A 21,512-nucleotide genomic window follows, 5' to 3' on the forward strand; every position below is an offset into this window, starting at 1 on the left:
GTTTATTACGCTGGTACGGAGATTTCCCGCCAACAAACACAGGAGAAAACGATGACCGTTGCAGATACCGTATTGATTAACGGCAAAGTGGCGACAGTCGATCGTCATTTTCGTTTCACCCGCGCCATCGCGGTGAAAAACGGCTGGATCATCAACGTCGGCGAAGATGAAGAGATAAAAACACATATCGGCCCCGACACGCAGATTATTGATCTGCAAGGCAAGCTGATTCTGCCCGCCGCCCACGATGCCCATGTGCACATTAGCTGGTTGGCGGCGAGCTGGAAATGCGTTAATTGCAGCACGGCACGCACGCTGGAGGCGCTTTTAGCGCTGCTGCGCGAGCGAGCGGCAACAACGCCTCCCGGCCAGTGGATCCACGCCTGCGGCTTCAACCCCGCCATCATCGACAGCCGCCGCCCGCTGACGCGTCATGACATCGACAGCGCGACGCCCAACCACCCTGCCTTTCTGGCCCTCTGGGATGGTCACTCCTGCCTCGTCAACAGCAACGCGCTGGAGATCGTCGGCATCACCCGCGAGACGCAAGATCCCATCGGCGGGTACATTGGTAAAACGCCAGACGGCGAACCGGACGGCAACTTCCTGGATATCCCGGCGCTGCAATTGATTACACAAGCCATGCCGCGCCCGACGGTGGAAGAACTAAAAGAAAACATTATCGCGGCCCAGCGCTTTATGAACCGTGAAGGCTATGCCAGCTATACGGAAGGCGCTATGGGGCCGGGCGAGACGGGCGCCGCTGGCGTATCCGGCATTGCCGCTTACCGCCAGCTACTGGAAGAAAAAAAGCTCACGGCGCGCGTCTCTCTCGCCTTTTATGCCGCCGATAAAGGCGTTCAATCTTATGAGATTTTAAAACACACGCTGGACGCCAGCGGGCTACCGGAATTCCCCGATAAAAACTGGCTGGACTGCCACAGCGTGAAGATATTCTGCGACGGCGTGCCGATGTCGCACACGGCGTGGATGAATCAAGATTACGCCGACAGGCCGGGTTGGGCTGGCCGTTCGGTATTTTGCGGCCCAACGGCCAGCGAAGAAGAACAAATTCAGGAATTTCATAAAATGGCCCTGCTGGCGCATCAGCGCGGCTACCAGTTAGCCGTTCACGCGGTCGGCGATAAAGCGGTAAAGGTCACCATCGACGGCTTCATTAACGCCATTCAAACCTGCCCTGGCCCGCAGCGCCGCCACTATGTGCTGCATGGTTCAATGGGGGATCGCGAAGATTTCGTCAAGGCGGCGAAATACGGCATTATCTTGTCCGAACAACCCTCCCCCAGCGGATCGGCATACGACTACGAGCGCCGGGCGCAGGTCTGCGGAATCAAAGGCGAAATCGGTAAGGGGCTGAAAGATATCATCGACCTTGGCGTCACGGTGGCGGGCGGCTCCGACGGTATTATGGATCTCGTCAACTGGCGGCAAATGGTGCAGGCGGCGGTCACGCGCAAATCGGCGTCCAGCGGCAAGATTATCCGCCCAGAGCTGGCGATAAGCGTGGCGGACGGCGTGCGAATGTACACTATCAATGCGGCGTATCAGGAGTTTCAGGAACAGGTTCGCGGCTCTATCGAAGTGGGAAAAGTAGCCGATTTTCAGGTACTGGACAGGGACATTTTCTCGGTGCCGCATGAGGATATCGGCAATAGCCAGGTACTGCTGACGATGGTTGACGGCAACATCGTCTGGCAATGCCAGGAACAGGTATTGCAGATAAGGAAAGGCGGATGAAAACCGGGCGGCGGTGTTTTTTCTTGTTAATACTTTGCGCTTTTAGCCATGGCGCGCAGTGCAGTGAAACGCTTGCGCAGGCGATTACGCGTATTTACGGCTCCCCACAGGATCGGATGAATTATGACATCTGGCTGCGCGGTGAAATGTTAGAGAACCACCGTACCGCATCCGTCGCCAGCAAACCACTTTTTGACACGCCGGCTAATGCACTGTGTTTTTGCCATAACCCAAACGATATCTCCGTTGAAATACGTCAGGCAAACTCCTTTGCCAGTGATAAATTCGCTGAGGCGGACATTACCCTGAAAGAAAAAAATCACTCGCGCTGGCTAACGCTTCAGTTGCATAAACCGCACGATCGCTGGCTGATTGCCGATGTTGATAATATCGATGATCCGCTGCCGTCACTGGGGCGACAGCTTCACAATGACACACAATTAAAATTATTAATCGCCCCACAACTGGCAACCAATAATCAAAAAATCGCAGATGTGACTATTGCAGAATTACTTGCTCATCCAGACGAATACCATAGTAGAAAAGTTCGCGTTCGTGGTCTGGTCCTCACTGGCTTTGAGCGCCACGCTATTTATGGCGATCCACAGCAAGATGGATTATGGCTGGAAAATTTTCTCGTGCCCTATACCGTAAGCCGTAACCACACAGAGGAGTCGATGGTAGTTGAAGGCACCTTTGATATGCGTGTATCCGGACATTTAAGTCAATATCCCGGTGGAATAACAAATATTACCCGTTATGAGAAAGTGCAGCCCACAAGGGCGAGTACTGTTACAGATATTTCATTCACCGATCTTCTTCAGCACCCGGATAATTATCATCAGAAAAAAATACGTTTACGCGGATACGTTATTCTCGGTTTTGAACATGCGGCGATTTATGCCAATAAAGATGCAATGCAGAGAGAAAATGGATTTTGGTTGGGAAACTTCGTCACTAATATTCCTCTCGACCTCCAGAAGGACGGAGGATACGAGGTGCTAATTGAAGGCTCTTTTAATAAAGACGAGCATGGTCATATGGGGCTCAGCGCAGGCGAAATAACCGACATCTCTCATTACGAGGCAATAGCGCTACCAGAAAACGTAATTCAGATTAAAAACCAGGGAGCAAAGGAATGAACAACACCCTGATTTTAAATAGCAATAATATTCTCTCTACCGGGTTTATCGTCGATTTACGCAGTAATGCAAATGTCACTACAAGACGGCAGCCTGCTGGCGCAAATGCGCACGGTAACCACCCGCATAGAAAGGAGTAAAAATATGTATCGTTCACTTTGCCCAATCTGCCGTGTAAACCGGCTAATGACGCCTCACGAAGTGTGCGACGTCTGTTTTAATAAGATAAAGAGGCGCTGGGTTCATTCCCGTCAATTCTGGGAGAACGTTTCAGGAGAGAGCGAAGCACAACGGCGCGGCCAGAGAGAAACCAGTGTAACGCAAGAGCAACATAAACATAACGTTGATTTTCGCATCAACAGCGAAATAGAACGCTGGAAAATCCGCACATCCCCCAAGTTAACCGCCGTCAGCGTAGCCATAGACATTATTGATGGCACGGGCGAGGCAATAATGGATTGCGGCGCAGAAAGTGAATTAGCCTGGCATTTACAGCGGCTTAATTTCGTCAGCGATTGTATCGACCGGCTTAATGACGATCTTTTTCTCCCGGCAAGCAGAGAGCAGCTCAACAACTGTAAGAAAATGGCCTTCGATTTCTGGCGTCAGAAAGACCCTGATGGCAATCTGCGTGAAATATCTCAATATATCCGTCATGTCACTGACGATAAACACCGTGCGAAATGGGATGCTAAAACGCTATTAGGCATGATGGCTTCAGACGTAGACGATCTGGATTTTATGTGGACACAATTTATTGAAAGCGCTGTGGCCTGCGTAGAAGATGAGTTCAGCACTGCAACATGGATGATGTTATTTGATAAACACTTTTCGGCTGAGATCCAGCAATGGGCCATATCAACAGAAGAGTCGTGGTGAGCTGTATTTTTAACCAAACTGTTATGAAGTGGTGATTATGTTCATTTCAGGTATGGTGTCCGGCGCAATAATGGGAGCGATGATAACGTATTTGCCGGGATTACGAAAAGTGATGCGTGATAATAAACAGGATTAACAAATGAAACGGAAAAATTTAACACCAATACTCATCACCATTATGCTAAGTGGTTGCGCCAATCATGAAAAAATCGATAGGCTAGCTCGCGATATTCAGACATTGCAGGCCAGAGTTGCGCAGGTGGAACAGGACATTAATGCGCTACGCCCAGAGGTTATCGCGGCAAGCACGGCGGCGGCACAAGCCAATTTGCGCCTTGATGCTGTCTGCATGCAGCCTGGTAGCCCTTGTTACCATCCACGTTTGTAGGCTGATAAGCGCAGCGCCATCAGGTTATTTTTAAACAAGATGCAGGCTTAGAAAAACTTAGCCCGGAATAAACCACAAGGAAGAAAAATGAATAAAACCATAATATTAATTTCGCTAACATTGTGTCTTAGCGGCTGTTCCAATAGCGCAAAAATTGAACAGCTGGATCAAAATATTCAGGCATTAAATAGCAAAATTAATCAACTTCAACAGGATATTAATGCCCTGCGCCCGGAAATTCAGGCAGCAAAAGACGAGGCGGCAAGAGCAAATTACCGGATAGACGATCGTAACAGCCCATTCTCACCAAGATTATAAATCTCCCGGCAGCATTAACGCTGCCGGGATAACCTTCTTAACGACCTGCTGACGTTTTAGCGCGCTTTTTCGCACCTGCATTCACAGGACGAGATGGCGCAACCGGTGCTTTCTTTGCTCCCGCAGGCGTCTGCCGCTGATGTTCCACCGGCGTATGCTTGGTCAACGCCGGGCGCGTGTTGCGGTTCTGGCGACGCGCTTCGCGCATCTCTTCAATGGTCGGCGCAGGCACCAGACACTCACGGCGACCGCCAATCAAATGCTTTTTCCCCATCGCTTCCAGCGCCTGGCGAATCAGCGGCCAGTTCGCCGGATCGTGATAACGCAGCAGCGCTTTATGCAGGCGACGTTGCCTGTCTCCCTTCGGCACCACCACATCTTCACTCTTATAACCAATTTTACCCAGCGGGTTTTTGCCGGTGTAATACATGGTGGTCGAATTCGCCAACGGCGACGGGTAGAAGTTCTGCACCTGATCCAAACGGAAGCGGTGGCGCTTGAGCCACAGCGCCAGATTCACCATATCCTCGTCCCGCGTGCCCGGATGCGCGGAGATAAAATACGGGATCAGATACTGCTCTTTTCCAGCCTGTTTAGAGTAAAGGTCAAATAACTCTTTAAAGCGATCGTAGCTGCCCATACCCGGCTTCATCATTTTCGACAGCGGACCTTCTTCAGTATGCTCCGGCGCAATCTTCAGATAGCCGCCCACATGATGGCTCGCCAGCTCTTTAATGTAGCGAGGATCTTCTACGGCGATGTCGTAGCGCACGCCGGAGGCAATTAAGATTTTCTTAATGCCTTTCAGCTCACGGGCGCGGCGATAAAGATTGATCGTCGGCGTATGGTCAGTATCCATATGCGGACAGATATCCGGATAGACGCATGACAGGCGACGACAGGTCTGCTCCGCACGCGGCGACTTACAGCGCAGCATATACATGTTCGCGGTAGGACCGCCCAGATCGGAGATCACGCCGGTAAACCCCGGCACCGTGTCGCGGATCGCTTCGATCTCGTTGATGATAGAGTCTTCTGAACGGCTCTGAATGATGCGCCCTTCATGTTCAGTGATCGAGCAGAAAGAGCAGCCGCCAAAGCAGCCGCGCATGATATTGATCGAAAAGCGGATCATCTCATAGGCCGGAATACGGGCATTGCCGTAAGCCGGGTGCGGCACACGCTGATACGGCAGCGCAAACACGCTATCCATCTCTTCAGTGGAGAGCGGTATGGCGGGCGGGTTGATCCAGACATAGCGGTCGCCGTGTTTTTGCATCAGCGCCCGCGCGCAGCCAGGGTTAGTTTCGTGATGCAGAATACGCGACGCATGGGCGTACAGCACCTTGTCGCCTTTCACCTTTTCAAAGGATGGCAGCAGGATATAGGTTTTTTCCCACGGCTTCGGACGCGGCGGCTGCACGGTAATCGCTTTAGCTTCCTGCTTTTTCGGCGCGACCGGCTTGTTATCCGCGCACGGCAGATCCTCACCATAGGGGTGGGGAATTGGATCGATTTTACCCGGCGTGTCCAGACGAGTGGAGTCGACGCCGCTCCAGCCAGGCAGCGCTTCTTTAACCATAATCGCAGTGTTACGCACGTCGCGAATCTGATCGATGGTTTCGCCCATTGCCAGACGGTGCGCCACTTCCACCAGCGGACGCTCGCCGTTGCCAAACATCAGCATGTCGGCTTTGGAATCGACTAACACTGAACGACGCACAGTATCAGACCAGTAGTCGTAATGCGCGGTACGGCGCAGACTGGCCTCAATGCCGCCGAGGATCACCGGGACATCTTTCCACGCTTCTTTGCAACGCTGGGTATAGACCAGCGTGGCGCGGTCCGGGCGTTTGCCCGCGACGTTATCTGGGGTGTAGGCGTCATCGTGGCGCAGCTTACGGTCAGCGGTGTAACGGTTGATCATCGAGTCCATGTTGCCGGCGGTGACGCCGAAGAACAGGTTCGGTTTTCCCAGACGCATAAAGTCGTCTTTGCTGTTCCAGTCCGGCTGGGCGATGATCCCCACGCGGAAGCCCTGCGCTTCCAGCATACGACCGCAAATCGCCATGCCGAAGCTCGGATGGTCGACGTAGGCGTCGCCGGTTACCAGAATAATGTCGCAGCTATCCCAGCCAAGTTGATCCATCTCGTCACGTGACATCGGCAAAAACGGCGCCGGCCCAAAGCAGGCGGCCCAGTACTGCGGCCAGGAGAAAAGGTCGCGATCCGGTTGGATCAGGGAGATAGCGCTCATATTGCTTCCAAAACGATTGGCAAAAAAATAATCAAAGGTCGGGGATTATAAGCCGTATCTATAGCGAAAATGAAGGAGATTATCGCCTTATATGCAGGGCTGGCGCGAAATAGAAACAACTTTCAACGGCCTGGCCTGAGGTGTTTGAAATTGGTCTTATGAATATCTTCAAATTGGTATGCAATTAATTATACCCACGTCTAAAAACGCAGTATCGTCATAACAACAAAAAGTAAAAAAACATTACATTATCAGCAATATATAAAAAATTTTCGCCGAATTTCTCACGACACTGTTTTTACCATGACTTTCTTCTGTGAACCAGATCTCTTTCTTTGGTCTATTGATTAAATTAAATTGGCTGACAGAATTCAGGGGATAAAGAACACCATCAACACGCCTTTCCCCTACGCAATACCTTACGTATCAGCAGGTTATTAATTAATCAACGATAACCACAGGAATCCCAACCTATAAGGAAGCAGATATGAAAAACACACGTTCATTCACAACATCAGCGGTATTACTGGCCGGCTGTTTGCTACTGGCATTTCCATCGCTCGCCAAAACCACGCTGAAACTGAGCCACAATCAGGATAAAAGCCACGCCGTTCACAAAGCGATGAGCTATCTGGCCGATAAAGCGAAAGCCTATTCGGACGGCGAATTAAATATTCGTATTTACCCCAACGCCACGCTGGGCAACGAACGTGAATCGCTGGAATTGATGAACTCCGGCGCTCTGCAAATGGTGAAAGTCAATGCGGCATCGCTGGAGTCTTTTGCGCCGGAATATAGCGTGTTTAGCCTGCCGTTTTTATTCCGTGACCGCGATCACTACTACAACGTACTGAAAAGCGACTTAGGGAAACGCATTCTCGCGTCCTCCGAAAGCAAAGGCTTCGTCGGCTTAACCTGGTACGACGGCGGCGCCCGCAGTTTTTACGCTGGTAAGCCCATCACTCAACCCGACGATTTAGCCGGTATGAAAATCAGAGTGCAGCAAAGCCCCAGCGCTATCGCGATGGTGAAAGCGCTCGGCGGCGTGCCGACGCCGATGGCGCAAGGCGAACTCTATACCGCGCTCCAGCAAGGCGTGGTCGATGGCGGCGAAAACAACCCCGTGGTTTATGCCGATATGCGTCATGCGGAGGTGGCGAAATTCTATTCCCGCGACGAGCACACGATGGTGCCGGATGTCCTGGTCATCAGTACCAAAGTACTTAACAAATTGAGCGATAAAGAGCGGAAAGCGTTATATAAAGCCGCAGATGAATCCATGCAGCAAATGAAAGACGTCATCTGGCCCGCCGCGGAAAAAGAGGCTTATGAGAGCATGAAGGCCATGAACGCGACCGTTGTTGATATTGATAAATCCGCGTTCAAACAGCGTGTTAAGCCCTTGTTTGATGAGTTCCGCGCGAAAGATGCTCAGTCAGCGAAGGATCTGGAATACATCGAGAATATGTAAATCTGCCGGGCAGGGTTCTCCTGCCCTTTACAGGATGTAATATGCGAATACTCACCAATGCACTGAACAAAATACTGGCCGGGTGCTGCTGTATTATTCTGGCGGTCATGGTTGCCTGCGTATCCTGGCAGGTGGCGGCGCGCTTTATATTCAACGCGCCAAGCAGCACGCTCGACGAATTCACCCAGATTCTTTTTATGTGGATGATTCTGTTAGGCGGCGTCTATACCGCCGGATTAAAAAAACATTTAGCTATCGATTTGTTAGCGCAAAAACTCTCCCGAACGCCCGCCCTCGTGCTCGACAGTATCATTCAGGTGATTATTACCGTGTTCGCGCTGATTTTTATGGTGTACGGCGGTGATATTATTGTTGAAAAAGCGGCGCACGTCAGCCAAATGTCCCCGGTATTAAAATGGCCTATGGATAAAGTCTATTGGGTCATGCCGATTAGCGGCGTCATCCTGGTGTACTACACCATTGTGAACGTTATTGATAATTATCATCAGCGCCATCTTCGCTAACGAGGGATATATGGACTTTGAATATATTTACCCAATAATTGTTTTATTTGGCAGCTTTGCCATTATGCTGGCGGTCGGCGTTCCTATTACATTCGCTATCGGGCTGTCGTCCTTATTCTCAATCCTGATAGCCCTTCCCCCGGATGCGGCAATCTCGGTTATTTCACAAAAAATGACCGTCGGTCTCGATGGCTTTACGCTGCTGGCGATCCCCTTTTTTGTGTTAGCCGGCAATATCATGAATACCGGGGGAATCGCCCGGCGCCTGGTGAATCTGGCTCAGGCGTTAGTTGGCCGCCTTCCCGGTTCGCTGGCGCACTGCAATATTCTGGCGAACACCCTGTTTGGCGCGATATCCGGCTCGGCTGTCGCTTCTGCGGCCGCGGTGGGCGGCATCATGTCGCCATTACAGGAAAAAGAGGGCTACTCTCCGGCGTTCTCTACGGCGATCAACGTCGCTTCGGCGCCGATTGGCCTGATGATCCCGCCCAGCAACGTGCTAATTGTCTATTCGCTGGCTAGCGGCGGCACCTCTGTCGCCGCCCTGTTTTTGGCGGGCTACCTGCCCGGCATCTTAACCGCGCTGGCTTTAATGACGGTAGCGGCGCTGTATGCCCATCGCCACCATTACCCGGTTGCCGAACGCATCAACCTGCGACAGTTTCTGTCGGTATTCCGCGATTCGTTGCCCAGCCTGTTGCTGATATTTATTATTATCGGCGGCATTATCGGCGGCGTATTTACGCCAACAGAGGCCTCTGCGATCGCGGTAATCTATAGCCTGGCGCTGGCGGCCATTTATCGAGAAATTAATGTGAGTAAGTTGCGCGATATTCTGCTGGATTCGGTAGTAACCAGCTCTATTGTTCTCTTACTGGTCGGCTGCTCAATGGGAATGTCATGGGCGATGACCAATGCCGATGTTCCTGAACTGATTAATGAAATGATTACCAGCGTGTCCGAAAATAAATGGGTCATCTTGCTGATTATCAATCTCATTTTGTTACTCGTCGGGACGTTTATGGATATTACCCCGGCTATTCTGATCTTTACGCCTATTTTCCTTCCCATTGCTCAACATCTGGGAATCGACCCTGTCCATTTTGGCATTATTATGGTTTTCAATTTAACCATCGGACTGTGTACGCCCCCGGTAGGCACTATTTTGTTCGTCGGTTGCAGTATCGGCAAAATCAGTATTGATAAAGTCGTCAAACCGCTATTACCGATGTTTCTGGCACTCTTTATGGTCATGGCGATGATTTGCTACTTCCCGCAGTTGAGTCTGCTGCTTCCCACGCTGTTTGCTCCTTCCTGAAAACCCTGACGGGTCTGCGCTATTCAGACCCGTACTCGGACGCTTTACGACGCTGGATTCACCAGCATTTGCCCAATCGAGCCGCGGTCAGCCATTTCCAGCGTCTGGCTGTTGAAATAGAACGGGAAGTGCGGCCAGGACGGCTGACCGTAATAGACCAGCAGTTCGACTTGCCCATCCACCCAGACGGTATCTTTCCAGCCTCTATCTTCCGGGAACGGCATAGCGCCGTTGACGTTACGAATCAGGAAAGAGACGCCCTCAATATGGAACGACTGCGGCATATCGGCGCGTACCGTCCAGCGCTCCCAGGTGCCTTGTTGGGCGGTAATATCAATGCGATTCACATCCCACAGTTGGCCGTTAATCCCCGGATCGTCGCCAAGACTGATGTCCCGACTGCGGACAGGCGCGCCGCTCATGATCTCCGTCGGCAACAGACGCATCGGCAGATTATCGGTCACCAGCGGCAGCAATCCGGTTGGCCGTAACGTCAGCACCAGGGTCGAAACCAGAATACTGGAAGGCTCAAAGAAACCGCGAATCCGATCGACTATGCTGGCCGCTTCCCCGCAGGTGATCGAGACTTCGTCGCCGTTGGTCATATCAACCAGGATTTCACGTCGCTCGCCGGGCGCCAGTGACAACTGTTTGACGGAAACCGGCGCAGGTAAAAAGCCCTGATCGCCTGAAATCACATGCAGCGCCCGGCCATCGCTCATCTGAAGCTGATAGCGCCGCGAGTTCGAGGCGTTCAACAACCGTAACCGCACCCAGCCGCGGGACACTTCGACATAGGGGCTTTGCGCGCCGTTCACCAGCAGAGTATCGCCGACAAAACCACCGCTTCCCGGTTCGCTATACTCCGGCGTCCCAAAGTTATCCAGCCGTTTATCCTGGATAATGACGGGAAAATCATCCACGCCGTAATGGTTCGGAATGGGCAGCGTTTTACTGATGTCGTCTTCGACCAGCCACATTCCGGCCAGGCCGTTATACACCTGCTGCGCAGTGCGGTTAGGCGTGTTAGCGTGATACCACAGCGTGGCGGCGCTCTGACGAATCGGCAACACCGGCGCCCAGTCCGCGTTCGGCGACATCATACGCGCCGGGCCACCCATCAGCGGCCCCGGCACCAGTAAACCAGCAACCGTCATGGAGACATTTTCTGCCAGGCGGTTGCTATAGATGAGTTTAACGTCATCGCCTTTCCAGACGCGGATTGTCGGCCCCAGATAACGACCGTTCACTCCCCAGACCGGCGCGCGCGTGCCTTGCGTAAAGGACCAGTGCGCTCGCTGTAGCGTCATAAACAACGGCTGCCCGCGACGGGACTCCAGCAACGGCGGAACAGGCAACGGCTGTTGCTGACCGGCAGCATTCGCCCTGAGGGGAATCGCGCCTGCACATAGTGCGATTCCCGATGCCTGAAGAAACTGACGCCGACTGAATGACATATAAGCTCCATGTAAAACAGGCTAAAGAGTTGTGCCTGAAAAAATGATTTCTACAATAACAGAGTAAGGCTGCTTAAACCTTACCGGTCGCTTCACGTTCCGCAACCTCTTTATCAAGTTCCGCGATTTTTTGCTCCATTAACGCACGGCAGTGGGCCGCCAGCTCGCGAACCTGATCTTTACCATATTCGCTGACGTCGACTGGCGGCAGCATTTCCACAATAACCAGTCCGTTGTTCAGGCGGTTTAGATTGACTTTGTTAGAGGTGTTGGAAACGCAGACAGGAATGATCGGCACACCAGCCGCGATAGCCGCATGAAACGCGCCGGTTTTAAACGGCAGCAGACCGCGTCCCCGGCTACGCGTACCTTCAGGGAACATCCAGATAGAAATACGGCGCTTTTTAAAATGGTTAACCACTGCCGCAATGGTGCTATGCGCTTTGGCGCGGTTATTACGGTCAATCAGCAGATTACCGGTCAGCCAGTACAGTTGCCCAAAAAACGGGATCCAAAGCAGGCTTTTTTTCCCCACCGTCACCGTTGGCGGCTGCACAATATTCGCCGCCGTGACCATATCATAATTATTCTGATGGTTAGCAATATAGATAGCATTGCCATAATTTTCCGCGTCGGCGGGTTTGCGGCACTCCACTTTCAGGCCAAACAGCGGGGCCAGACGGCCGAACATATGCCCAAACGTCGCCACGTGTTTTGGGTTACGTGGGCTGAAAAGGCAGTAAATAGAACCGAAAACACAGACCAGAATGGAGTAAATAACGGTAACAATAAGACGAAAAATATATAGCATAACAACCTCTGAAGGCCTAAGAGCCCGGCATTCTACGTCACCTGAAATTCAGGTTAGGATTTTGGTAAGTGTGGCTCTCTGGAAAAACGTATTGTTAATCGCAATGCACGAATAAACAACGGTTTTACGGGAAATTTTAATGTTAATCCGATCTGAAACCGTAGGCCGGATAAGACGCTACTGCGTCGTCATCCGGCAACGGCAGAGCGCCGGATGGCGGCTTAGATGCCTTGTCCGGCCTACGGGCGCCCCTGTCTTACTCTTCGCTGTCGCCATGACTTACGCGATGCGGCGAATCAATCTCAATGCGATCGATACGCTGCAGGCCGCGCATTAATGTGCCACGGCGTCCGCGTTCGCCGACCACCTTTTGTAACTCTTCAGGGCGCAGTTTGATTTTGCGCTTCCCGACATGGATAGTCAGAGTGCTTTGTGGCGGCAGCACGTACAGGTGCGCCAGTCCATCATCGCCTTTCGCCGCTTCTGCAGAGGGGATATTAATGATCTTATTCCCTTTGCCTTTCGACAGCTGCGGCAGAGAGTCTACCGGGAACATCAACATCCGTCCGGCCTGGGTAATCGCCAGCAGCATATCGTGCTCGTCTTCAATCACCAGCGGCGGCATGACGTGCGCATTTTCCGGCAGTGTAATCAACGCTTTACCGGCACGGTTACGGGCAACCAGATCGTTAAACGTACAAACGAAGCCGTAGCCCGCATCCGACGCCATCAGCAGTTTCTGGTCATCGCCTTCCATCAGCATATGCTCCACGGTCGCCCCCGGCGGCAGCGTGAGTTTGCCGGTCAGCGGCTCGCCCTGCCCACGCGCCGACGGAAGCGTAATGGGATCAATAGCATAGCTGCGCCCGGTGGTATCAATAAACACCACCGGTTGATTGCTCTTACCTTTCACCGCGGCTTTAAAGCTGTCGCCCGCTTTATAGTTAAGCCCCGGCGCATCAATATCATGACCTTTGGCGCTGCGCACCCAGCCCATCTGCGACAGCACGATAGTCACCGGTTCGGACGGCAGCATATCGTGTTCGCTCATCGCTTTAGCTTCTTCGCGCTCACGCAGCGGAGAACGGCGATCGTCGCCATAGGCATCGGCGTCCGCCTGTAGTTCTTTTTTCAGCAAGGTATTCATTTTGCGTTCGGACGCGAGAATGCCCTGCAACTGGTCCCTCTCTTTTTCCAGCTCGTCCTGCTCGCCGCGAATTTTCATCTCTTCCAGTTTGGCGAGATGACGCAGTTTCAGTTCGAGAATCGCTTCCGCCTGGGTTTCGCTGATGCCGAAACGCGACATCAGCGCGGGTTTTGGCTCGTCTTCGCTACGGATAATCTCAATCACTTCGTCGATGTTGAGAAACGCCACCAGCAAACCTTCGAGGATATGCAGGCGTTTAAGCACTTTCTCCAGACGATAGTTCAGACGACGGCGTACCGTGTCGCGACGGAACGCCAGCCACTCGGTGAGGATCTCCAGCAGGTTTTTCACCGCCGGACGACCATCCAGACCGATCATGTTCAGGTTAATACGGTAGCTTTTTTCCAGATCGGTGGTGGCGAACAGATGGTTCATCACCTGCTCCATATCCACACGGTTGGAGCGCGGGACAATCACTAAACGCGTCGGGTTTTCGTGATCTGATTCATCGCGCAGATCGTCCACCATCGGCAGTTTTTTATTACGCATCTGCGCAGCAATCTGTTCCAGCACTTTCGCGCCAGAGACCTGATGCGGCAGCGCGGAAATTACCACGGCACCGTCTTCTTTGGTCCATACCGCGCGCATACGCACGGAGCCCCGCCCGTTTTCGTAAATTTTACGAATTTCCGCACGTGGGGTAATGATCTCCGCTTCGGTCGGGTAATCCGGCCCCTGGACGATATCCAGCAACTGATCCAGCGTCGTTTTCGGCTGCTCAATCAGCGTAATCGCCGCTTTCGCCACTTCGCGCAGGTTGTGCGGCGGGATATCTGTTGCCATGCCCACCGCAATACCGGTGGTGCCGTTCAGCAGGATGTTCGGCAGACGCGCCGGTAACATTTTCGGTTCCTGCATCGTGCCGTCGAAGTTTGGCACCCAGTCCGCCGTCCCCTGACCGAGTTCGCTTAACAGCAGCTCGGCATATTTGGACAGGCGAGATTCGGTATAACGCATTGCCGCGAATGACTTCGGATCATCCGGCGCGCCCCAGTTCCCCTGGCCATCGACCAGCGGGTAACGGTAAGAGAACGGCTGCGCCATCAGCACCATGGCTTCATAGCAGGCGCTGTCGCCGTGCGGATGATACTTACCCAGTACGTCACCGACGGTACGGGCGGATTTTTTAAATTTAGCGCTGGCGTTCAGCCCCAGCTCTGACATCGCATAGACGATGCGGCGCTGTACCGGCTTCAGGCCGTCGCCAATAAACGGCAACGCACGATCCATGATCACGTACATGGAGTAGTTTAAGTAGGCGTTTTCCGTAAATTCATGTAGCGCAAGGCGCTCTGCCATATCGCTCATTAACAGGGGATCCTCAATCTGCATGCTGACCGTTCGGACGGCAATATTGCCGCAGATAATACCCTATCTCACGGTCTGAGTCACAAACCGTGAGACAGGTGGCGAGGAAGTTAACGAAGCGGCAGATAGATATCCGTCAGCAGCTCATGTTCCGCCACCTCATTGACGAAATTCAGGTACTGGAAGAAGACCGGAAAATCGCGCAGCGTCTCGCCGCTGGCCGGTAGCCATTCGCGGAATAAATACCACACGCTCTCCGGGAGGCTGTCGAGCGATCCCTGATGGCGCACCACCGCGCAGCGCCCGCCAGGAATCTCGCTATTCACCACGCCAACGTCATTTTCGGCTATCGGCTGGCGGACGCTGCCGCAGATATCAAAGCGGAATTGATCCGGCGGCGTCGTCTGCGGGTCGTGCCAGGCAATACCAAAGGTTTGACTGCTGGCAATCGGCGACTGCCCCGTTTCGCGCCGCCATGCAATAAATTTCGCCGCGCTGGCGTTGACCTTATCCGGATGCCCCAGATGCGTCAGCATCGCGACGCGGGTAGGTAGAAATTCAACGATTTTTACGTCCATGACATGCTGCTCCTGTAACGCAAGTTTAGGAACGCGTTGGTGCCAGGCCAGCCAGTCCGGCGATTGCCGAAACCGGCGCGGGCTTTGACCAAACGCGGTTTTGAAAGCACGTGTGAACGACTCCGGATTCTGAAATCCGGCATCCAGCGCGATATCGATAACTTTATCTTGTGGATTAAACGCCAGCCGCCATGACGCCCGGCGCAAACGCAGCCACTGGATATAGCGATAGAGCGGAAGCCCGCTCCAGACGGTAAACTGCCGGTGAAAATGAAACGGCGAGCTGTGCGCCATCCGGCTTAACGCCTCAATCGACAGAGGCTCATCCAGATGACGCTCAATGTGGTCGCAAACGCGCCGCAGACGTTCGGAATAAGCCGCGCTGATCAGGTCATTCATCACTGCCTCCTTGTGGCCTATTCTGCCCACCGGGCGGCTGTGAATCCTGACCGATCTTGCGCAATGTGGGATTACGGATTCACTTTACGAATCTGTTTTACGTCGATTTCGACAGAGTTCCAGTCTTTATCCACTTCACCCTGAATTTCAACGGTATCCTGCGGGGTTACGGTCAGGCCGTTCCAGCGCTTGTGGTCAATATCCACATTGATAGTACCGGTCGCATCTTTAAACACATACAGGTCGTCGGAAATGCGCTCGACGATATTCCCGCGCAGCGTTACCCACGCATCGTCACGCAGCGATTTAGCGCTCTCTACCGTCGTGCTGCTGCCGTTCGGGCCGACAAATCCGCCGCCTTGCGTTTGCGTCGCCGACGGGCCGGAGAAACCGCCCTGCTGAGCCGCCAGAACCGGGGTAGAACACAGTGCCATAACGGCAACGATTGCAGCTAATTTTTTCATGATTACTTTTCCCTTTCATGTCGTTTCAGATCCATTTAATAAGGTAATCCTTAACAACTTCTTAAGGCAAAAAAAGAATCTTTTTTTCTGTACATCGCCTGCGGCGACAAGGTTAACTGACGGCAACGCGAGTTACCGCAAGGAAGAACAGATGCGAATTTTACTGGTAGAAGATGACACACTTATTGGCGATGGCATAAAAGCGGGCCTGAGTAAAATGGGTTTCAGCGTCGACTGGTTTACCGAGGGACGTCCGGGCAAAGAGGCGCTTTACAGCGCGCCTTATGATGCGGTTATTTTAGATTTGACGCTGCCAGGCATGGACGGACGGGATATTTTGCGCGAATGGCGCGAAAAGGGTAAACAGGAACCGGTACTGATCCTGACGGCGCGCGACGCGTTAGCAGAGCGCGTCGAGGGGCTACGTCTGGGCGCCGACGACTATTTATGTAAACCTTTCGCGCTCATTGAGGTCGCCGCCCGTCTGGAGGCGCTGGTACGCCGCGCCAGCGGTCAGGCCAGTAGCGAATTGCGCCACGGCCAGGTGACGCTCAATCCAGGCAATCTCGTCGCGACGCTTGCTGGCGAACCACTGGCCCTAAAACCAAAAGAGTTCGCGTTGCTGGAACTCTTACTGCGCAACAAAGGTCGCGTGCTGCCGCGCAAGCTTATTGAAGAGAAGCTGTATAACTGGGATGACGACGTATCCAGCAATGCAGTGGAAGTCCATGTTCATCATTTACGCCGCAAGCTCGGCAGCGAATTTATTCGCACCGTACACGGCATCGGCTACACCCTGGGTGACGCATGAAATTGACGCAACGTCTCAGCCTGCGCGTCAGGCTGACGCTTATTTTCCTGATTCTGGTCTCCATCACCTGGGCAATTTCCAGTTTTGTGGCCTGGAGAAAGACGACGGATAATGTCGACGAGCTGTTTGACACACAGTTGATGTTGTTCGCCAGACGGCTTAGCACCCTCGATCTTAACGAGATCAACGCCCCGCAGCGCATGGCGCATACGCCAAAGAAATTAAAACATGGGCATATCGATGACGATGCGCTGGCGTTCGCCATCTTTTCCGCTGATGGCAAAATGTTGCTGCATGATGGCGACAACGGCCAGGATATTCCGTATCGCTATCGCCGGGAAGGTTTCGACAATGGCTATCTGAAGGATGACAACGACCTCTGGCGTTTTTTGTGGTTGAACTCGGCGGACGGCAAGTATCGTATCGTCGTCGGTCAGGAGTGGGATTACCGCGAAGATATGGCGCTGGCGATCGTGGCGGCGCAATTAACGCCGTGGCTGATCGCCCTTCCCTTCATGCTGCTGATTTTATTGCTCCTGCTTCACCGCGAGCTCAGACCGTTGAAAAAACTGGCGCAGGCGCTACGCTTCCGGTCGCCGGAATCGGAAACGCCGCTCGACGCCAAAGGCGTACCGAGCGAGGTTCGCCCACTGGTCGAAGCGCTTAATCAGCTTTTTAGCCGCATCCACTCCATGATGGTGCGCGAACGGCGATTTACCTCCGACGCCGCCCATGAATTGCGCAGCCCGCTGGCCGCGCTGAAAGTACAAACCGAGGTGGCGCAGCTCTCGGGCGACGATCCGCTATCGCGTGATAAAGCGCTGACCCAGCTCCATGCGGGGATCGATCGCGCCACACGGCTGGTCGATCAGCTACTGACGTTATCGCGTCTCGACTCGCTCAATAATTTGCAGGATGTGGCGGAGATTTCGCTGGAAGAGCTGCTGCAGTCCGCGGTAATGGATATTTATCATCCGGCGCAGCAGGCGAATATCGACGTGCGTTTACAGCTTAACGCCCATGACGTCATACGTACCGGCCAGCCGCTACTCTTAAGCCTGTTAGTGCGTAACCTGCTGGATAATGCGATTCGCTACAGTCCGCAGGGCAGCGTCGTCGACGTTACCTTACATGCCCGCAGCTTCACCGTCAGAGATAATGGCCCCGGCGTAGCGCCAGAGATTCTGACGCATATCGGCGAGCGTTTTTACCGCCCGCCAGGCCAAAGTGTGACCGGCAGCGGTCTGGGATTATCAATCGTCCGCCGCATCGCTACGCTGCACGGCATGACGGTGTCGTTTGGCAACGCCGCGGAAGGTGGATTTGAGGCCGTAGTAAGTTGGTAACAGAGACTTTTGCCAAAAACGCAAAAGACTTTGCACATTTTGCTAATTTCACCGCACCGCCCGTCAGCGTAGAATCAGCAGCAAACGCATTTCTTGAGGACACAAAATGAGTAACATCCTGATTATCAACGGGGCGAAAAAATTCGCGCACTCCAACGGCCAGTTAAATGACACCCTGACCGAAGTTGCCGATGGGCTTCTGCGCGATCTGGGTCATCAGGTTAAGATCGTCCGCGCCGACAGCGACTATGACATTAAAGAAGAGGTGCAGAATTTCGTCTGGGCTGACGTGGTGATTTGGCAGATGCCAGGCTGGTGGATGGGCGCGCCATGGACAGTAAAAAAATATATGGATGATGTCTTTACCGAAGGTCACGGTACGCTCTATGCCAGCGATGGCCGCACGCGTTCCGATGCCGCTAAAAAGTACGGTTCCGGCGGTCTGGTGCAGGGGAAAAAATATATGCTGTCACTGACGTGGAACGCGCCGATGGAAGCATTTACCGAAAAAGATCAGTTTTTCCACGGTGTAGGCGTAGATGGCGTCTATCTGCCATTCCATAAAGCCAACCAGTTCCTGGGCATGGACGCGCTGCCAACGTTTATTGCCAACGACGTGATTAAAATGCCGGATGTTCCGCGCTATACCGCAGAATATCGCAAGCATCTGAGCGAAATTTTTGCTTAACTGGTCATCCTGGAATTAGAAGGAGTTAACCATGCTTACCGTCATTGCCGAAATTCGCACGCGTCCGGGCCAACATCACCGTCAGGCCGTCCTCGACCAGTTTGCGAAAATTATTCCAACCGTTCTTAAAGAAGAGGGGTGCCACGGTTACGCGCCGATGGTGGATCATGCCGCGGGCGTGAGTTTTCAGACTCTGGCGCCTGACTCGATCGTGATGATTGAACAGTGGGAAAGCGTTGCGCACCTTGAGGCGCATCTGCAAACCCCGCATATGAAAGCCTATAGCGACGCGGTAAAAGACGATGTGCTGGAAATGAATATTCGTATTCTGGAATCCGGCGTTTAAGTTATTACCCTCGTCTGACGTCGCCCTGATGCGATGCGCAAGTGTCGCCATCAGGCTGCGGCGTCATGTCGGATTCGCTTATCCGGCCTGCGCCGCGCAGACCGGATAAAGCGTGCAACAACCGTTACACGTCGAGATCCGCGAGATCGCCTTTTTCCTGTAGCCAGTTGCGTCGATCTTCAGAACGTTTCTTCGCCAGCAGCATATCCATCATCGCGTTAGTACGCTGATCGTCTTCATCGCTAATGGTGAGCTGCACCAGGCGGCGAGTATTTGGATCAAGCGTGGTTTCGCGTAACTGCATCGGGTTCATTTCACCCAGGCCTTTGAAACGCTGTACGTTCGGCTTGCCTTTCTTACGCTTCAGTTGTTCCAGTACGCCTGCCTTCTCTTCTTCCGTCAGCGCGTAATAGACCTCTTTACCCAAATCGATACGGTATAGCGGCGGCAGCGCGACGTAGACATGACCATTCTTCACCAGCGCGCGGAAATGTCTGACAAACAACGCGCAAAGCAGCGTAGCGATATGCAAACCATCGGAGTCCGCATCCGCCAGGATACAGATCTTGCCGTAGCGCAGCTGACTCAGATCGTCGCTGTCCGGATCGATACCGATCGCCACAGAAATATCATGCACCTCTTGCGAGGCCAGCACTTCATCGGAAGAGACTTCCCAGGTGTTAAGGATCTTACCTTTGAGCGGCATGATCGCCTGATATTCGCGATCGCGCGCCTGCTTGGCGGAACCGCCCGCCGAATCCCCTTCCACAAGGAACAGCTCGGTCCGATTAAGATCCTGCGCGGTACAGTCCGCCAGTTTCCCCGGCAACGCCGGGCCGCTGGTGAGCTTTTTGCGCACCACTTTTTTTGCGGCGCGCAGTCGCCGCTGCGCGCTGGCAATCGCCATCTCTGCCAGTTGTTCCGCCGCCTGCACGTTCTGGTTCAGCCACAGGCTGAAGGCATCTTTCACCACGCCGGAAACAAATGCCGCACATTGACGCGACGACAGACGCTCTTTGGTCTGCCCGGCAAATTGCGGGTCCTGCATTTTCACGGAGAGCACATAAGCGCAGCGATCCCAGATATCTTCCGCCGACAGTTTGACGCCGCGCGGCAGAATATTGCGGTATTCGCAAAATTCGCGCATCGCGTCGAGCAGGCCCTGGCGCAGACCGTTGACGTGCGTCCCCCCCTGCATGGTCGGGATCAGGTTGACGTAGCTTTCCGTCAGTAATTCGCCGCCTTCCGGCAGCCACAATAGCGCCCAGTCAACCGCTTCCGTTTCACCGTTAAAATTACCGATAAACGGCTTTTCCGGCAGCGTCGGCAGGCCGTTTACCGCTTCGCCCAGATAGTCGTTCAGACCATCCTGGTAGCACCAGCGCTGCTCGCTGTTATTCACTTCATCTTTAAAAGTGATTTCCACGCCGGGACACAGCACCGCTTTTGCTTTCAGAACGTGCATTAAGCGAGAGACAGAAAAACGCGGGCTGTCGAAGAAACTTTCGTCCGGCCAGAAATGGACGCTGGTGCCAGTATTACGTTTACCGCAGGTGCCGACAACCTGCAAATCCTGCACTTTTTCGCCGTTTTCAAACGCGATGTTATAGACCCGACCGTCGCGGCGCACGGTCACTTCCACGCGCTTTGACAGGGCATTTACTACCGAAATCCCCACCCCATGCAGACCACCAGAGAACTGATAGTTCTTATTGGAGAATTTACCGCCGGCATGAAGTCGACAGAGGATCAGTTCTACCGCCGGAACCCCCTCTTCCGGATGGATATCCACCGGCATCCCGCGTCCGTCGTCAATCACTTCCAGCGATTGATCGGCATGTAAAATGACATCCACGCGTTTGGCGTGACCTGCCAGTGCTTCATCCACACTATTATCAATCACTTCCTGACCCAAATGGTTGGGGCGGGTCGTATCGGTGTACATCCCCGGGCGGCGGCGTACCGGCTCAAGCCCAGTGAGTACCTCAATGGCATCAGCGTTATAAGTTTGCGTCATGGTTTAATTAGCAATTCGAATTGAT

At 53.3% G+C, this 21,512-nt stretch carries 19 protein-coding genes; 12 read left to right on the top strand and 7 right to left on the bottom strand.

The genetic code is table 11. The features are described from left to right. The first annotated feature begins 51 nt into the window (after nucleotides 1-51). The 5 genes from ACLJQJ_RS12575 (at nucleotide 52) to ACLJQJ_RS12595 (ending at nucleotide 4,485) form a co-directional block, all read left to right on the top strand. Nucleotides 52-1,758 (top strand): amidohydrolase, encoded by a 1,707-nt coding sequence (locus ACLJQJ_RS12575; RefSeq protein ID WP_000214882.1) that lies wholly within the window; start codon nucleotides 52-54, stop codon nucleotides 1,756-1,758. Next, nucleotides 1,755-2,900: a hypothetical protein gene (locus ACLJQJ_RS12580; protein WP_063809380.1), complete on the top strand. Its 1,146-nt coding sequence runs from the start codon at nucleotides 1,755-1,757 to the stop codon at nucleotides 2,898-2,900. Before ACLJQJ_RS12575 ends, ACLJQJ_RS12580 begins: the two co-directional genes overlap by 4 nt. 105 nt (nucleotides 2,901-3,005) lie before the next feature. Next, nucleotides 3,006-3,779, top strand: coding sequence for a hypothetical protein (locus ACLJQJ_RS12585; protein WP_223229627.1), 774 nt, complete (start codon nucleotides 3,006-3,008; stop codon nucleotides 3,777-3,779). A gap of 139 nt (nucleotides 3,780-3,918) precedes the next feature. Next, nucleotides 3,919-4,167, top strand: a complete 249-nt coding sequence (locus ACLJQJ_RS12590; protein WP_000823890.1) for an LPP leucine zipper domain-containing protein — start codon at nucleotides 3,919-3,921, stop codon at nucleotides 4,165-4,167. Nucleotides 4,168-4,254: 87 nt separating this feature from the next. After that, the gene (locus ACLJQJ_RS12595) at nucleotides 4,255-4,485 is read left to right on the top strand and encodes an LPP leucine zipper domain-containing protein (protein ID WP_023213918.1); all 231 of its coding nucleotides are present in this window, start codon (nucleotides 4,255-4,257) and stop codon (nucleotides 4,483-4,485) included. Nucleotides 4,486-4,522: 37 nt separating this feature from the next. Here ACLJQJ_RS12595 and ACLJQJ_RS12600 read toward each other — a convergent pair whose 3' ends face one another. After that, nucleotides 4,523-6,742, bottom strand: a complete 2,220-nt coding sequence (locus tag ACLJQJ_RS12600) for a YgiQ family radical SAM protein (protein ID WP_001727589.1) — start codon at nucleotides 6,740-6,742, stop codon at nucleotides 4,523-4,525. Nucleotides 6,743-7,229: 487 nt separating this feature from the next. Between ACLJQJ_RS12600 and ACLJQJ_RS12605 the strand changes: the two genes are divergently transcribed. Genes ACLJQJ_RS12605 through ACLJQJ_RS12615 form a run of 3 tightly spaced genes read left to right on the top strand, consistent with a single transcriptional unit; the run spans nucleotide 7,230 to nucleotide 10,055 of the window. Further along, on the top strand, nucleotides 7,230-8,213 hold the full coding sequence (locus ACLJQJ_RS12605; RefSeq protein WP_063809379.1) for a TRAP transporter substrate-binding protein: 984 nt from the start codon (nucleotides 7,230-7,232) through the stop codon (nucleotides 8,211-8,213). Between the two features lie 41 nt (nucleotides 8,214-8,254). Further along, nucleotides 8,255-8,737: a TRAP transporter small permease gene (locus ACLJQJ_RS12610; RefSeq protein WP_001221828.1), complete on the top strand. Its 483-nt coding sequence runs from the start codon at nucleotides 8,255-8,257 to the stop codon at nucleotides 8,735-8,737. 10 nt (nucleotides 8,738-8,747) lie between these two features. Further along, nucleotides 8,748-10,055 carry a TRAP transporter large permease gene (locus ACLJQJ_RS12615; protein ID WP_000345260.1) on the top strand — a complete coding sequence of 436 codons (1,308 nt, stop codon included), beginning with the start codon at nucleotides 8,748-8,750 and terminating at the stop codon, nucleotides 10,053-10,055. 44 nt (nucleotides 10,056-10,099) lie between these two features. On the opposite strand, the gene ftsP is transcribed toward ACLJQJ_RS12615, so the two are convergent. The 5 genes from ftsP to ACLJQJ_RS12640 form a co-directional block, all read right to left on the bottom strand. Next, nucleotides 10,100-11,512 carry a cell division protein FtsP gene (gene ftsP, locus ACLJQJ_RS12620; protein ID WP_000010658.1) on the bottom strand — a complete coding sequence of 471 codons (1,413 nt, stop codon included), beginning with the start codon at nucleotides 11,510-11,512 and terminating at the stop codon, nucleotides 10,100-10,102. A 73-nt stretch (nucleotides 11,513-11,585) separates the two neighbouring features. Next, the gene (plsC, locus tag ACLJQJ_RS12625; protein ID WP_000965730.1) at nucleotides 11,586-12,323 is read right to left on the bottom strand and encodes a 1-acylglycerol-3-phosphate O-acyltransferase; all 738 of its coding nucleotides are present in this window, start codon (nucleotides 12,321-12,323) and stop codon (nucleotides 11,586-11,588) included. Nucleotides 12,324-12,579: 256 nt separating this feature from the next. Continuing rightward, nucleotides 12,580-14,838 carry a DNA topoisomerase IV subunit A gene (parC, locus tag ACLJQJ_RS12630; protein ID WP_001281855.1) on the bottom strand — a complete coding sequence of 753 codons (2,259 nt, stop codon included), beginning with the start codon at nucleotides 14,836-14,838 and terminating at the stop codon, nucleotides 12,580-12,582. A 110-nt stretch (nucleotides 14,839-14,948) separates the two neighbouring features. Further along, nucleotides 14,949-15,815, bottom strand: a complete 867-nt coding sequence (locus ACLJQJ_RS12635) for a GyrI-like domain-containing protein (RefSeq protein WP_058108738.1) — start codon at nucleotides 15,813-15,815, stop codon at nucleotides 14,949-14,951. A 71-nt stretch (nucleotides 15,816-15,886) separates the two neighbouring features. Next, on the bottom strand, nucleotides 15,887-16,279 hold the full coding sequence (locus tag ACLJQJ_RS12640; RefSeq protein ID WP_000731552.1) for a YgiW/YdeI family stress tolerance OB fold protein: 393 nt from the start codon (nucleotides 16,277-16,279) through the stop codon (nucleotides 15,887-15,889). A gap of 151 nt (nucleotides 16,280-16,430) precedes the next feature. Here ACLJQJ_RS12640 and qseB point away from each other — a divergent pair, with 151 nt between their 5' ends. The 4 genes from qseB to ACLJQJ_RS12660 all read left to right on the top strand — a co-directional run bounded on the left by qseB (nucleotide 16,431) and on the right by ACLJQJ_RS12660 (nucleotide 19,470). Beyond that, nucleotides 16,431-17,090 carry a quorum sensing response regulator transcription factor QseB gene (gene qseB / locus ACLJQJ_RS12645; RefSeq protein ID WP_001221574.1) on the top strand — a complete coding sequence of 220 codons (660 nt, stop codon included), beginning with the start codon at nucleotides 16,431-16,433 and terminating at the stop codon, nucleotides 17,088-17,090. Beyond that, nucleotides 17,087-18,436 (top strand): quorum sensing histidine kinase QseC, encoded by a 1,350-nt coding sequence (qseC, locus tag ACLJQJ_RS12650; protein ID WP_000779328.1) that lies wholly within the window; start codon nucleotides 17,087-17,089, stop codon nucleotides 18,434-18,436. The genes qseB and qseC overlap by 4 nt, the downstream gene beginning before the upstream one ends. Nucleotides 18,437-18,542: 106 nt before the next feature. Then, complete coding sequence (locus ACLJQJ_RS12655; protein WP_000065416.1) at nucleotides 18,543-19,124, top strand: NAD(P)H-dependent oxidoreductase; 582 nt, start codon at nucleotides 18,543-18,545, stop codon at nucleotides 19,122-19,124. A 31-nt stretch (nucleotides 19,125-19,155) separates the two neighbouring features. Further along, nucleotides 19,156-19,470, top strand: coding sequence for a putative quinol monooxygenase (locus ACLJQJ_RS12660; RefSeq protein ID WP_000958587.1), 315 nt, complete (start codon nucleotides 19,156-19,158; stop codon nucleotides 19,468-19,470). 124 nt (nucleotides 19,471-19,594) lie between these two features. On the opposite strand, the gene parE is transcribed toward ACLJQJ_RS12660, so the two are convergent. Then, complete coding sequence (gene parE / locus ACLJQJ_RS12665; protein WP_063809378.1) at nucleotides 19,595-21,487, bottom strand: DNA topoisomerase IV subunit B; 1,893 nt, start codon at nucleotides 21,485-21,487, stop codon at nucleotides 19,595-19,597. Nucleotides 21,488-21,512 lie beyond the last annotated feature (25 nt).

This window comes from Salmonella sp. SAL04202, from assembly GCF_046550775.1.
Lineage (GTDB): Bacteria > Pseudomonadota > Gammaproteobacteria > Enterobacterales > Enterobacteriaceae > Salmonella > Salmonella enterica.

What these genes read in the sequence shown, in the direction of transcription:
- qseB (WP_001221574.1), top strand. Translation starts at nt 16,431, where the DNA reads ATGCGAATTTTACTGGTAGAAGATGACACACTTATTGGCGATGGCATA.
- qseC (WP_000779328.1), top strand. Translation starts at nt 17,087, where the DNA reads ATGAAATTGACGCAACGTCTCAGCCTGCGCGTCAGGCTGACGCTTATT.
- ACLJQJ_RS12585 (WP_223229627.1), top strand. Translation starts at nt 3,006, where the DNA reads ATGCGCACGGTAACCACCCGCATAGAAAGGAGTAAAAATATGTATCGT.
- ACLJQJ_RS12635 (WP_058108738.1), bottom strand. Translation starts at nt 15,815, where the DNA reads ATGAATGACCTGATCAGCGCGGCTTATTCCGAACGTCTGCGGCGCGTT.
- ACLJQJ_RS12640 (WP_000731552.1), bottom strand. Translation starts at nt 16,279, where the DNA reads ATGAAAAAATTAGCTGCAATCGTTGCCGTTATGGCACTGTGTTCTACC.
- ACLJQJ_RS12595 (WP_023213918.1), top strand. Translation starts at nt 4,255, where the DNA reads ATGAATAAAACCATAATATTAATTTCGCTAACATTGTGTCTTAGCGGC.
- parE (WP_063809378.1), bottom strand. Translation starts at nt 21,487, where the DNA reads ATGACGCAAACTTATAACGCTGATGCCATTGAGGTACTCACTGGGCTT.
- ACLJQJ_RS12600 (WP_001727589.1), bottom strand. Translation starts at nt 6,742, where the DNA reads ATGAGCGCTATCTCCCTGATCCAACCGGATCGCGACCTTTTCTCCTGG.
- ACLJQJ_RS12610 (WP_001221828.1), top strand. Translation starts at nt 8,255, where the DNA reads ATGCGAATACTCACCAATGCACTGAACAAAATACTGGCCGGGTGCTGC.
- parC (WP_001281855.1), bottom strand. Translation starts at nt 14,838, where the DNA reads ATGAGCGATATGGCAGAGCGCCTTGCGCTACATGAATTTACGGAAAAC.
- ACLJQJ_RS12590 (WP_000823890.1), top strand. Translation starts at nt 3,919, where the DNA reads ATGAAACGGAAAAATTTAACACCAATACTCATCACCATTATGCTAAGT.
- ACLJQJ_RS12580 (WP_063809380.1), top strand. Translation starts at nt 1,755, where the DNA reads ATGAAAACCGGGCGGCGGTGTTTTTTCTTGTTAATACTTTGCGCTTTT.
- ftsP (WP_000010658.1), bottom strand. Translation starts at nt 11,512, where the DNA reads ATGTCATTCAGTCGGCGTCAGTTTCTTCAGGCATCGGGAATCGCACTA.
- ACLJQJ_RS12660 (WP_000958587.1), top strand. Translation starts at nt 19,156, where the DNA reads ATGCTTACCGTCATTGCCGAAATTCGCACGCGTCCGGGCCAACATCAC.
- ACLJQJ_RS12615 (WP_000345260.1), top strand. Translation starts at nt 8,748, where the DNA reads ATGGACTTTGAATATATTTACCCAATAATTGTTTTATTTGGCAGCTTT.
- ACLJQJ_RS12605 (WP_063809379.1), top strand. Translation starts at nt 7,230, where the DNA reads ATGAAAAACACACGTTCATTCACAACATCAGCGGTATTACTGGCCGGC.
- ACLJQJ_RS12575 (WP_000214882.1), top strand. Translation starts at nt 52, where the DNA reads ATGACCGTTGCAGATACCGTATTGATTAACGGCAAAGTGGCGACAGTC.
- plsC (WP_000965730.1), bottom strand. Translation starts at nt 12,323, where the DNA reads ATGCTATATATTTTTCGTCTTATTGTTACCGTTATTTACTCCATTCTG.
- ACLJQJ_RS12655 (WP_000065416.1), top strand. Translation starts at nt 18,543, where the DNA reads ATGAGTAACATCCTGATTATCAACGGGGCGAAAAAATTCGCGCACTCC.